The 11,451-nt window shown below is 66.5% G+C and carries 11 protein-coding genes; 1 reads left to right on the top strand and 10 read right to left on the bottom strand.

The features are described from left to right. The first annotated feature begins 68 nt into the window (after nucleotides 1–68). Nucleotides 69–3,626, top strand: a complete 3,558-nt coding sequence (locus ACTYOL_RS07240; RefSeq protein WP_444757713.1) for a hypothetical protein — start codon at nucleotides 69–71, stop codon at nucleotides 3,624–3,626. Between the two features lie 206 nt (nucleotides 3,627–3,832). Here the strand turns inward: ACTYOL_RS07240 and ACTYOL_RS07235 are convergent, their stop codons facing one another. Genes ACTYOL_RS07235 through sctJ form a run of 10 tightly spaced genes read right to left on the bottom strand, consistent with a single transcriptional unit; the run spans nucleotide 3,833 to nucleotide 11,447 of the window. Next, the gene (locus ACTYOL_RS07235) at nucleotides 3,833–4,879 is read right to left on the bottom strand and encodes an EscU/YscU/HrcU family type III secretion system export apparatus switch protein (RefSeq protein ID WP_200603538.1); all 1,047 of its coding nucleotides are present in this window, start codon (nucleotides 4,877–4,879) and stop codon (nucleotides 3,833–3,835) included. Continuing rightward, nucleotides 4,872–5,690 (bottom strand): type III secretion system export apparatus subunit SctT, encoded by an 819-nt coding sequence (gene sctT, locus ACTYOL_RS07230; protein WP_197893089.1) that lies wholly within the window; start codon nucleotides 5,688–5,690, stop codon nucleotides 4,872–4,874. Before sctT ends, ACTYOL_RS07235 begins: the two co-directional genes overlap by 8 nt. A gap of 6 nt (nucleotides 5,691–5,696) precedes the next feature. Next, on the bottom strand, nucleotides 5,697–5,966 hold the full coding sequence (locus tag ACTYOL_RS07225) for an EscS/YscS/HrcS family type III secretion system export apparatus protein (protein ID WP_054892864.1): 270 nt from the start codon (nucleotides 5,964–5,966) through the stop codon (nucleotides 5,697–5,699). 4 nt (nucleotides 5,967–5,970) lie between these two features. Continuing rightward, nucleotides 5,971–6,627: a type III secretion system export apparatus subunit SctR gene (gene sctR, locus ACTYOL_RS07220; RefSeq protein ID WP_063543624.1), complete on the bottom strand. Its 657-nt coding sequence runs from the start codon at nucleotides 6,625–6,627 to the stop codon at nucleotides 5,971–5,973. Further along, entirely contained in the window at nucleotides 6,624–7,652 is a 1,029-nt protein-coding gene (locus tag ACTYOL_RS07215) for a FliM/FliN family flagellar motor switch protein (protein WP_200603539.1), read from the bottom strand. Before ACTYOL_RS07215 ends, sctR begins: the two co-directional genes overlap by 4 nt. Continuing rightward, complete coding sequence (locus tag ACTYOL_RS07210; protein ID WP_063543622.1) at nucleotides 7,649–8,122, bottom strand: YscO family type III secretion system apparatus protein; 474 nt, start codon at nucleotides 8,120–8,122, stop codon at nucleotides 7,649–7,651. Before ACTYOL_RS07210 ends, ACTYOL_RS07215 begins: the two co-directional genes overlap by 4 nt. Nucleotides 8,123–8,135: 13 nt before the next feature. Next, entirely contained in the window at nucleotides 8,136–9,458 is a 1,323-nt protein-coding gene (locus ACTYOL_RS07205; RefSeq protein WP_063543620.1) for a FliI/YscN family ATPase, read from the bottom strand. Next, nucleotides 9,455–10,045 carry a FliH/SctL family protein gene (locus ACTYOL_RS07200; RefSeq protein ID WP_054892869.1) on the bottom strand — a complete coding sequence of 197 codons (591 nt, stop codon included), beginning with the start codon at nucleotides 10,043–10,045 and terminating at the stop codon, nucleotides 9,455–9,457. The genes ACTYOL_RS07205 and ACTYOL_RS07200 overlap by 4 nt, the downstream gene beginning before the upstream one ends. Beyond that, nucleotides 10,042–10,668, bottom strand: coding sequence for a hypothetical protein (locus tag ACTYOL_RS07195; RefSeq protein WP_063543616.1), 627 nt, complete (start codon nucleotides 10,666–10,668; stop codon nucleotides 10,042–10,044). The genes ACTYOL_RS07200 and ACTYOL_RS07195 overlap by 4 nt, the downstream gene beginning before the upstream one ends. Beyond that, nucleotides 10,665–11,447: a type III secretion system inner membrane ring lipoprotein SctJ gene (gene sctJ, locus ACTYOL_RS07190; protein ID WP_197893081.1), complete on the bottom strand. Its 783-nt coding sequence runs from the start codon at nucleotides 11,445–11,447 to the stop codon at nucleotides 10,665–10,667. Before sctJ ends, ACTYOL_RS07195 begins: the two co-directional genes overlap by 4 nt. Between the last annotated feature and the right edge of the window lie 4 nt (nucleotides 11,448–11,451).

The raw sequence follows: 11,451 nt of genomic DNA, 5'->3' as shown, positions 1-11,451 counted from the left end.
CGCCCAGCAACGGAATCGTCTCGGGCTGCGGGGCTGCGCTTGCCGCCGTCCTCGCCCCGGACCGTGCAATGATCAACAGACCCGAAGCCCCCTCCAGCAGCAGCCCTTCCTCCCCCTCCGACACCGCCGGCCTTTTCGACAGCGTCCTCGACAAGGCCCGCCTGCTGCTCAGCGATCCGGGCGCGGACAAGACCTTCAAGCCCAAGGTCCTGGCGGCCAACGACGGCGGCGGCAGCGTGCCGCACGACAAGCCCGCCGATGCCGACAGCTACAAGGACATCACCGAGCTGCCGGAAACCCTCGATATCGGCAAGCTGAAGATCGTCGCCCAGGACAAGGACAACGGCGTCATCTACTTCGAGCACGGCGGCAACAAGTACCAGATCAGCGAGAAGGCCGCGCAGGACAGCCAGCCAGGCTACGAGACCTTCGAGAACCTGCGCTTCGGCCATGCCGTGCCGACCCGTGAAGACCGCGGCCCCGACCACGGCACCCAGCTCTACAACCTGCTCGACACCTTGGCCGACACCCAGGGCACACCAGCCCACGACCTGATCGTCGCCGGCCTCACCGACCCGGGCCAGTCGCTGCTGCGCAAGGACGACAGCGGCTTCCTGCTGGACAACATCCAGTCGGTGGAGCAGGCCACCGACGGCGTGCTCAAGGTCAAGCTCACCAACGGCCGCGAAGTCATCATCGCCGAGGGCATCACGCCCGAGGCCTATGCTGCCTACAGCGGCGCCGGCAAGACCCGTGTCGCACTGGACGACGCCAAGGCCGCCGGCTACGAGCAGGTCACCGGCCTGCCCGCCGGCCTGGACGTGGACAAGCTCAAGGTGGTTTCCGAAGACAAGGACGCCCACGTCATCCTGTTCGAGCACGACGGCCACAAGTACGCGATCAGCCGCGACGACGCCAAGGCCCACGACCGCGGCTACGACTCGCTCGACAGCGTCCCCTCCGCCGCCGCCAACCAGCCCGCCCCGGAGAACCGCGGCAGCCAGCTGTACGACTTCCTGCACGCGCTGGACACGACCAAGGGCACGCCCGCCTTCGACTACATCAAGAACGCCCACAAGCTGCCCGACCAGCACCTGCAGACCCGTGCCGAGGGCACGCTGGGGATGAACGACATCAGCAAGGTCGATGCGCCCACCGACGGCATCCTGGTGGTCACCAAGGCCGACGGCAAACTGGTGGTGGTATCGCGCGACGTCTCCCCCGAAGCCTTCCTCGACTACAGCACCAAGGGCCAGACCCTCGCCGGTCTGGAAAAGGCCAAGGGCGACGGCTACACCAAGGCTGGCCCGGACGACTACCTGGCCTCGACCGAGGACATCATGAGCGTCGGCGGCATCGGCGACTACGGCCCGGGCCTGATCGCCTTCACCCAGCGCAAGCCCGGCGGCGAAGAGCAGAAGATCATCGTCTCGCAGTTCGACAACCCGCAGATGTTCGAACAGATCGCCGACTACCGCAGCAGCATCGCCGAGCAGGTCACCGACGTCGACAAGCTGCGCGCCGACCATGGCCTGCCGCCGCTCAAGGAAGTCTCGGTGGATGAGCTCGCCACCACCGAAAAGGACGAGGACGGCCAGCCGTTGTCGGTACGCGACCTGGCCATCCGCGACCTGGTCGATGGCTACCGCGCCGGGATCAAGGACGGCAGCATTGCCAAGGACGACCCACGGGCCAAGCTGGTTCGGGCGCTGGAAGCCAAGAGCATGGCCGACCATGGCATGTCGATCATCCCTGAGCATGGCTTTGGCAACCATGGCAACGCCAGCGACCCGATCACCGTGACCTCGCGCGATGTGCGCGACGAGATCTTCGATGCCAAGGCCATCGATGCCCAGCTCGGCGAACTGCTCGGCGACCCGACCATCGTCGCCGACCTCAAGAGCAAGCACGACGCGGCCCTGGGCAAGGTCGAAGGCGGCTCGGCGAAAGTCGACGAAACCCGCCAGAAGCTGCTCGACAGCACCTCGTCGGAGAACTTCGTCAAGTACATCAACGATCTGCAGGCCAACGGCCAGACCGAGCTTGCCACCAGTGAAATCCGCAGCGCCTACGCAGGGCTCGCCGACATCGATCCGGCCAAGGCCGACCAGTTCCTGCAGAACCTGCAGATCGACGGCTACACCCTGGAGCTGGACAAGCTGATCGCCGACCCCAGCAAGATCTCCGACGACAACACCGCGCTGGCCACCACCGACCAGACCCTGCTCATGCTCCAGGCCCTCAAGGCCGGCGGCGACGGCATCCCGCGCAGGTCGCTGGCGACCTACGAGAAATTCGTCGAGATGCTGCTCAAGGACAAGGACATGGCCACCGATTTCGGCAAGGTCATGAGCAACCTGGGCGACACCTGGCAGGCCAACGGCAAGATCACCCTCGACGACATCAACAAGGCGGTCAGCACCGAGCTGATGCCGAACCTGAGCGCGGAAAACCGCGGCGCCTTCGTCAAGACCTTGTCCTTCCTCAGCGACAATGGCGTGCTCGGCTCGATGGGCGGTGCGATCTCTCTGGGGCGGGCCATCTATCAGCTGGCCGGCAAGGGCGGCACGCTGGCCGACACCCCACGCGAGCGGGCCGGCATCGCCAACGACTTCATCGGTTTCCTCAGCACCGGTTCGCACTTCGCCACCCTCGGCACCAAGGCCTTCGACAAGGCGTTCGGCACCAACGCCTACAAGCTGATGGGCCTGGACCGCTCGGTGCCGACCATCTGGAGCAAGCCAGGCACTGCGGGGCCCGAGATCCCGCGCAGCGTCCAGGATGTGCAGAACCAGTACTACAACATCATCGACGACGCCATGGCCGACGGTAAGGATGTCGGCAAGGCGCTCAACGGCCAGCCGTTCGACGAAGCCACGATGAACAAGCTGCACCAGGGCATCGAGAGTGGTATCGAAAAGCGTGGCGGCGTGGTCGGCGCAGGCAAGATCGCACGCTTCGCCGGCAGTGCGATCAAGGTCATCGGCGCCGGTGCCGACGTGGTCGGTGGGGTGATCGGCGTGGTCATGGGTGGCCTGACCATCCGCGACGGCGTGCGTGAGAAAGACCCGATCAAGATCGCTTCCGGTTCCTTGTCGGTCGCAGGTGGCGTCAGCAGCCTGTTCGGTGCAGCCGGCAGCGTCGCCGGGGTGTTCGGTATCACCGGGCGCCTGGTGCCCCTGCTCGGGCCGGTGGGGTTCCTGTTCTCCGGGGTGTTCTCCTTCGTCGGTGCGATCCTCAACGACGTCAAGTCGCACAAGCTGCACAAGATCTCGCTGCAGAACTGGGACCAGATCCAGGACTTCAAGCAGGACGGCCTGCTCAAGCCCAACGGCGACGAGGCTTATGTGTGGCTGCAGACCTACCTTTCCGATTGGGGCCAGCGCGACGCGCCGGGCGATCGCAGCATCTTCGACTTCCGCAAGGAAGAGTGGGATGCACGCTCGAGCATCCGCGGCGACCATCGCGTCGATCATCCGGATTACATCGGCGACGGCAACAACCGCCGTTCGGAAGACTACAAGTACTCGCTCAAGCCCTCGGACTGGATCGACGACAACGGCAACATCATCTCGATGGTCGGTGATGGTTATGGCGGGCCGTACAAGCCGGTGGACAACGGCTGACCAACCCCTGCCTTGTGGAGCGGCGGTTCGCCGCTCCACAAGGGCCACACTGCCTCTGTAGGAGCGGGCTTGCCCGCGAACACCGGCATAGCCGGTGCCATGCATCGCGATGTTCCTTTCGCGGGCAAGCCCGCTCCCACAGGGTGGCATGGCCTCGGCGGCTCCGGTGTTCGCGGTGACAAGAGCCGAGCTATCTCTGCCGGGGCTTAGATCAACCGCGCAGCCACCAGCAGATCCGCTACCGCCTGGAAGGTGCTGTCCGGCACCGGATCCCCCGCCACGGTGCGCCGGGCAAGCTCGGCCGCCAGGCGGGCATCCATGGCATGGGCGATCCCCAGTTGCGCAGCTTCGCCAAGCATCCGCGCGCTCTCCTCAGGCTCGGCCTGGCACACCACCACCGGCACCGGCGTCTCCCCGCGCACATAGCGCAAACCCACCACCCAGCCACCGGCCACACCCACCATCAACGACGCCCGGCCCAACCCCAGCTTGGTCGCCATGGCCTGCATTTCCTGGCGCTGGCGGCGCAGCTCGCGCTTGATCAACGGATCGCCATCGATATCCTTGCGCTCGCGCTTCTGCTCGCTGCGGGTCATGCGCATGTCGCGGCCGAACAGCCAGCGCTGCATCAGCACATCCGCCGCGCCCAACACCAGAAACGCCGCCAGCACCGTGAACACCAGCGGCTTGAGCACCAGCAGGAAGGTCGACTGCAGGCACTCAGGCCCGCACCGCGACGACTCCATCAGCGCCTGCAGCGCATGGCGCCCGACCACGTAGAACGCCAGCCCCAGCAAGTGCACCTTGACCAGGCCCTTGAGGAACTCCACGACGTTGCGCATGGCGAAGATGCGCTTGAAACCCTCGGCCGGGTTGATGCGTTTGAAATCCGGCTTGAGCGGTTCGACCGAGAACACCACCCCGCGCATGGTCACCAGGTTGGTCAGCACCACCGCCGTCACCGTCACCGCCATCACCGGCAGGGTGATGCCGATCACCAGTTGCTCGGCCGTATCGAGCAGGCGCGGCCACACCGTGGCGAAGGGTTCGATGTAGATCTGCGCGGTCAGGTCCACCAGCGCCGTGACCTGGGCCTTGGCCCGTGGCGCCAGGATGGCGATGCACAGGGTGCAGAGCAGGATCACCACCCCCGATACCAGGTCCTGGCTCTTGGCGACCTGCCCCTTCTTGCGTGCGTCCTTGAGTTTCTTGTCCGTTGCCGGCTGCGACTTCTCTTCGCTGGTGTCAGCCATTCCCCCCCTCCACCAGGCTCTGCAGCACCCCGACCGTGCCGCGGAACTCCGCAAGCTGATCGAGCATCAGCGGCACCAGGAAGCCGATGTAGACCACCATCAGAATGGTGAAGAACAGGTTCTTCACCGGCAGGGACAGGTCGAAGATGTGCAGGCTCGGCGCCATGCGCGAAAGGTAGGCGAGCATCAGGTCGGTGATCAGCAACGAAATCAGCAACGGCGACACCATCAGCACCCCGATGCGCATCACCTGGTCGAGGATCGACAGCACCGCCGTCAGCGCAGAGCTGGCGAACAGCGGGGTGAACTGGGTCACCGGCCATAGCTGGTAGCTGTGCAGGTAACCATCGACCATGAGGATGAAGCCACCCGACATGAAGTACAGCGCGATCAGCATCACCGTGAGCAAGGTCGCCATCACCCCGGACTCCCCCGACGACAGCGGATCCACCAGTTGCGCCATGGTCGAGCCACGCTGCAGGTCGATCAGTTCCCCCGCCACTTCCGCGGCCCAGAACGGGATGCCGAACAACAAACCGACCACCAATCCGACCAGGAACTCCTTGATCAACAAGCCCGCCAGCCAGAACCCGCCAAGCTCGGGGGTAGCGGTGAAGGCCGAGAACACCGGCAGGAACATCGGCACCGAGATCGCCACGGCGGCGCAGGTGCGGATCATCCCGGTCAGGCCCAGACGGTTGAAGGCCGGGGTGATCACCACCACCCCCATGGCGCGGGCAGTGGAGAGCGCGGCCGAACTGATCACCGGGTAGGCGATCTCCAGGAAGGCATTGACGAAACCTGCGTCCATGCCCGATCAGCGCGTCCACAGCGCGAAGTTGTCCAGCACCTGGTTGCCCAGCCCCATCACCTGCCCGGCCAGCAGCGGGCCGACGAAGACGATCAGCAGCAGCACCGCCACCAGCTTGACCACCTGCGGCAGGGTCTGGTCCTGGATCTGCGTCAGCGCCTGCAACAGGCCAACGCTCAGGCCGACGATGATCGCCACCCCCAACGCTGGCGCCGACAGCAGCAACACCGTCATCAGCGCCTGCTTCATCAACGAAAGGAACACGTCCTGGCCCATCGGCTCAGCTCCCGTAGCTCAGAATCAGACCATGCATCAAGCGCGACCAGCCGCTCAGCGCAACGAAGAGGAACAGCTTCAGCGGTATCGATATCAAGGTCGGCGAGACCATCGACATGCCCATCGCCATCAGCACGTTGGACACCAGCAGGTCGACCACCAGGAACGGGATGTACAGCAGGAATCCGATCTCGAACGCCCGCGTCAGCTCGGAGCTGACGAACGCCGGTATAAGCACCACCAGGTCATCGTCACGCAGCTCGGCGCGGGCCTCTTCGGACCACACGTTCTGCGTGGCCTGGACGAAGAAGCCACGCTCGCTCTCGTTGGCGAAGCGCGACAGGTGCGCCTGCAACGGCGGCCTGATCGCCTCGCCCAACTCCTTCAACTGCTCGGCGTTCTCCAGTTGCAGGCCATGACTCTGCGCCGCGCGGTACATGTCGCCGATCACCGGCGTGGTGACGTACACCGACAGGATCAGGGCGATGCCATAGAGCACCAGGTTCGGCGGCGTCTGCTGCACACCCAGGGCGTTGCGGATCAGGAACAGCACCACGGAGATCTTCAGGAACCCGGTGAGGGTCACCACCGCCAGCGGAATCAAGCCGATGGAGGCGACGACCAGGATGATCTCGATCAGGTTTGGCTGGTAGCCACTCATGATGCGGCAAAGCTCAGCAGGCGCACGCCCAGGCCGTCGCCGATCTTCACCAGTTGGCCCTGGCCGACGCGGCGGCCGTTGATCATCAGGTCGACGCCTTCGTGCATGCGCGGCGCCAGCTCCAGCACGCTGCCCACGCCCAGCTCGCGCAGTTGCGCGAGGCTCAACTCGACGCTGCCGACCTGGCAGACCAGTTTCAGTTGCAGCTCGTCAAGGCTGCTGTCCAGGCTCGGCCCGGTGCCCTGTTCGCTCATGTGTCGCTCCTTCAAGGCAAGCGCGGTGATAGGGGGTTCGATTAGCTGCAGGCGTTGTCCGTCGCGCTGCACACGGGCTTGCCACTGGTCGTCCAGGTGCAGGCGCAGATGATCGTCCGGCCAGGGATCGAGCATGACCACATCGCCCGGCAGCAGGCTGCGCAACTCGACCAGGCTGAGCCAGGCCTCGCCGCCGTCGACGCCCAGCGTCAACGCCAGGCCACCGAGGTCGTGGGGCATGGGCGCGGCATGCTGCTCCAGCAACACGGCAATCTCGGCCCAGGTCGCGGCATCGCAGCGCAATTGCACCGCCAGCGCGCTGTCACCCAGGCGTACCTCCAGGCCAAGGCTCAGTGGCGCCAATTCGACGCACTGCGTGAGCGCGCGATCGAGCACGTGGATCGGCTGTGAGAACAGGTGCTCCAGCGGCGCGATCAGCGTCAGCAGCGCCTGCTCCAGCAACAGCGCCGCGGGCAGGCTCGGCAATAACAGCCCCTCGGGCAAGCCGAGCAGGTCGAGGGCACGGGCTGGCACGTGCAGTTGCACGGGCGAGTCGCCCAGCGACAACCACAACTCAAGCTGGGGTTCATCCATCGCCGCACCACTCGACGCCCAGGCGACACTCAGCGGCGCCCCGCCCAACTGCCCCTGCCAGGGCTGGCGCGGCCGATGCAGGCGCTGGTGCAGGGCCTGCCACTGCGGGTCAAGGCGCTCCAGGCTGTGCTCGAAGGCCAGCGCGTCGGCGGGCACCTCGGTGGTCTGGAGGGTCAAGGCGTGAGATCCAGCAAGGGGGCAAACAGGTCTTCGCCCTCATCCTGCGCTTCCCCGATGCGGCGCTCGCCCAAGGCGTGGTCTTCGACCAGGGAGTCCCAGGCATCGGCCTGGCGCTGACGAGCGACATGGGCCTGACGCAGGCTCTCCTGGGTCTGCTCCTGCTGCTGGTGGTAGTCGTGGGCCTCGTCCAGGTTGCCCAGCAGCGTCTCCTGTTCGTCCTCCAGCTCCGACAGGTGCACCTGCGCAGCGAGCCAGGCCTTGACCGACAGCCCCTCGCTGAAGCGACCGTAGAGTTTTTCCGCCTCGAGCGCGGAGGTTTCCCGCGCCAGGCACAGCCGCTGGCGGGCATCGTCGAGGGCAGCATGGGTTTCGCGGCAGAGCTGGCGCTGCGCGGCCAGTTGTGCGGACGCCCGTTGTTCACGCAATTGGCGCAGGGTCTGCAGGCTTTTCAATTCATGACTTTTCATGGGCGCTCCTCTCTCATGCCAGCACCTTGCGCATGTGTTCCAGGGTTTGTCGGGCGCCGCTCGGCTCCGCCGCCGACTGGCGCAGAAAAGCTTCGATAGCGGCGTGGCGGGCGATCGCTTCGTCCGCGAGTGGGTCGCTGCCGGCGGCGTATTCACCGATGCGGATCAGCATTTCGATATCGTTGCGCCGCGCCATCAGCTCGCGCATGCGCATGGCCAGCTGGCGTTGCTCAGGGCTGGCGACCTGCTCCATCAGGCGGCTGCGGCTGCGCAGCACATCGATGGCGGGAAAATGGTTGCGCTGGGCCAGCTCGGCGCTGAGCACCACATGGCCGTCGAGAATCGAGCGCGCCTCCTCGGCCACCGGATCGGTCGCGGCGTCACCTTCGGTGAGCACCGTGTACAGCGCGGTGATGCTGCCCCGTGCTGCGGGGCCGGCACGCTCCAGCAGGCGCGGCAGGGCCGAGAAGAACGACGGCGGGTAACCGCGGCGGGTCGGCGGTTCGCCCACCGCCAGGCCGATCTCGCGCTGGGCGCGGGCAAAGCGGGTCAGGCTGTCCATCAGCAGCAGTACGTTGCGGCCCTGGTCGCGGTGATACTCGGCCAGCACCGTTGCCACGTAGGCGGCGCGGGCACGCTCGGCGGCCGGGCGATCGGAAGTGGCGACCACCGCCACGGTGCGCGCGCGGGCCTGGGCGTCGAGCTGCACGTCGAGCAACTCGCGCACCTCGCGGCCACGCTCGCCGATCAGGCCGATCACCACCACGTCGGCATCGGTGTTGCGCACCATGCTGGCGAGCAGCGACGACTTGCCCACCCCCGGCTCGCCGAACAGGCCCATGCGCTGGCCGCGGCCCAGGGTCAGCAGCCCGTCGATGGCGCGAACCCCCACCGACAGCGGATCGACGATCACTTGTCGGGCGAAGGGTTCGGGGGGCTCGGCCTGCAGCGGATAGCGGCGCATCGGCCCCAGCGGCGGCTGGCGATCACCGTCGAGGTAATCGCCCATGGGGCTGATGACCCGCCCCAACTGGCCATCACCCACACTCACCCCCAGCGCCTCGCCGGTAGCGGTGATTTCGGTGCGGGTCGACAAGCCTTCGAGCGAGCCGATCGGCGAGAGGATCGCCTCGTCGCCATCGAAACCGATGACCTCTGCCGCCAGGGCGCGACCACTGGAGGGGTCGTGCAGGCGGCACAGCTCGCCGATGCGCACGCCGGCGACGCTGGCGCGCAACAGCACACCACGAATGCTGCGAATGGTGCCCTTCATCGGCCGTGGCCGGGCATCGCCCAGGCGCGCGTGCAGGCGCGGCAACAACGCTTGCAGGCTCACGGTGTCACCTCGGCGAACGGCAACAGGCTGCGGCGCAGCGCCTGCAACTGGGCGTCCAGCCCCAGTTCCACCGAACCGACCGGGCTGCTCAGGCGAGCCTGACCGGGCTGCAATTGATCATCGGACTCCACGGCAATCGCCGCCAGGCCATCCGTTTCGCCGTGCATGCGTCGGCGCACGGCCTCCACTTCCAGGCGCGGCACGAACAGCGTCAGCGCCTGGTCCTGGCGAAACGCAACCAGCGCCTTGCGCGTGCACAGCACGATACGCTCGGCGTCACCCAAGCTCTCCAGCACTTCGCGGGCGATGCCCAGGGCCAGGTCAGCCAGGCTGTTTTCCAACCCTGCCAGATAGGCCTCGACCTTGGCGGCAGTGTCGGCCAGCAACTCGCTGACCGCCTCGGCGCCCTTGGCACGGCCGAGCTCGAAACCGTCGGCACGGGCCTGTTCCAGCCAGCGTGCGCTGTCTTCCCGGATACGTTCGGCCTCATCGCGGGCGGCCTGCAGGTAATCGCGTCCATCGGTCCAGGCCTGGACCTCGGCGGCACGCAGGATGCGCGATGCCGGACGGCTGGGCAGCTGACTCATTGCACGCTCTCCCGGTTCTCGGACAACGGCATCAGCAAGGCGGCGACCCGACGCACGATGCCAGGGTCGGCCAACGATGCCGAACCTTCCGCCACAGGCAGCGGCAGGCGCAGTTGCAGCCAATCGCGCAGGTCGGCGGGCTGTTCGTCGAACCAGGCCTGCACGCAGCGCGCACCGTCGTGGTCGATGGCGGCCAGCAGGTCGTCAGGCTGGCGCAACAGGTCCATTGCCCCGCCCCACTGGCGGTGAGCAATGGCCAGGCCGAAGACCTCATGCCCAAGCCCCTGGCGCAGGTGCTCGACCACCTCGCGACGGATTTCCCGGCCCAAGGTCGCACCGTGCCAGATGGCCCCACACAGGCGCGGCAAACGGGCGAAATCCTGCGGAGCCAGCAGCAACACCGGCAGGTCCTGTTCGGTCGGTTGCGACACCTGATCCAACGGCTGCAACTGGAAATGCGCCAGCATCAACGCCTGCAGGCGCGCCTGGAAACGCGGCGACTCGATCAATGCCTGGATCTGCGCACCGGCGACGTTCTCGGCGAAACAGCGGCGCAGGTGGCGCCGGTCGACAAAGGCCAGAGGCTGCCCCAGCAGGGCCTGCCATTGGGGCATCAGGCTCATGGCGCCTCCGACAGGCTGTACAGCGCACGACCACGACGCTGCTGCCAGTGCCGCCAGCCCAACAGCCCGGCCAGGGCCAGCACCACCAGCAGGCTGCCACCGAGCAGCAGACGCGCGCGGGACGCATCTTGTTCGAGCATCCAGATACCCATCACGCTGACCAGGCGCGGCTGCCCCTCGTCTTCGCCCATGGGGGCTGCGGCCTTGATCGCGGTCACCGACACACCGTCATAGCTGAGCCCGGAAATGCCGTTGGCGACCAGGGTCTTGATCTGCGGAATCAGCGGATTGATGTCGGTGTTGGCGTCATAGCGCACCAGCACCGAGGCCGACGACGGGGAAATCACCCGCTTGAGCAAGTCGTTGTCCGGCAGCACCACATGTACCCGCGCCGACACGATGCCGTCGATCTGCGAGACGCTGTGCGACAGCTCTTCGCTCAGGGCGTAGACCATCTGCGCGCGCTCCTGCACCGGCGAGGACACCAGGCCGTTGCTCTTGAACACTTCGCCCAGGTTGGAGAACGACTGCCCCGGCAACCCGGCCTCGTCGAGCCGGGCCATCGCGTCGGCGAAGCGACGCTCGTCCACCACGATCTTCATCTGGCCGTTGTCCTGGACCTTGCGCGAGGCCGGGATGCCGTCGCGCAGCAACACCGCGAGCATGGCATTGGCCTCGCGCTCGCTGAGGTTGCTGTACAAGTCCATGTCACAGGCCTGCAACAGACTGGCCAGGGCGACGACGATCAGCACACGCAGGGCTCGCCAACGACGGGTCATCGAT

It is taken from the genome of Pseudomonas sp. A014, assembly GCF_052378495.1.
In the GTDB taxonomy this organism is placed as follows: Bacteria; Pseudomonadota; Gammaproteobacteria; order Pseudomonadales; family Pseudomonadaceae; genus Aquipseudomonas; species Aquipseudomonas machongensis.
Note: the sequence above shows the minus strand (reverse complement) of the source record. Positions and strands in the feature narration are given on the sequence as shown.

What these genes read in the sequence shown, in the direction of transcription:
- sctR (WP_063543624.1), bottom strand. Translation starts at nt 6,627, where the DNA reads ATGAGTGGCTACCAGCCAAACCTGATCGAGATCATCCTGGTCGTCGCC.
- ACTYOL_RS07225 (WP_054892864.1), bottom strand. Translation starts at nt 5,966, where the DNA reads ATGGGCCAGGACGTGTTCCTTTCGTTGATGAAGCAGGCGCTGATGACG.
- sctJ (WP_197893081.1), bottom strand. Translation starts at nt 11,447, where the DNA reads ATGACCCGTCGTTGGCGAGCCCTGCGTGTGCTGATCGTCGTCGCCCTG.
- ACTYOL_RS07200 (WP_054892869.1), bottom strand. Translation starts at nt 10,045, where the DNA reads ATGAGTCAGCTGCCCAGCCGTCCGGCATCGCGCATCCTGCGTGCCGCC.
- ACTYOL_RS07210 (WP_063543622.1), bottom strand. Translation starts at nt 8,122, where the DNA reads ATGAAAAGTCATGAATTGAAAAGCCTGCAGACCCTGCGCCAATTGCGT.
- ACTYOL_RS07240 (WP_444757713.1), top strand. Translation starts at nt 69, where the DNA reads ATGATCAACAGACCCGAAGCCCCCTCCAGCAGCAGCCCTTCCTCCCCC.
- ACTYOL_RS07195 (WP_063543616.1), bottom strand. Translation starts at nt 10,668, where the DNA reads ATGAGCCTGATGCCCCAATGGCAGGCCCTGCTGGGGCAGCCTCTGGCC.
- ACTYOL_RS07235 (WP_200603538.1), bottom strand. Translation starts at nt 4,879, where the DNA reads ATGGCTGACACCAGCGAAGAGAAGTCGCAGCCGGCAACGGACAAGAAA.
- sctT (WP_197893089.1), bottom strand. Translation starts at nt 5,690, where the DNA reads ATGGACGCAGGTTTCGTCAATGCCTTCCTGGAGATCGCCTACCCGGTG.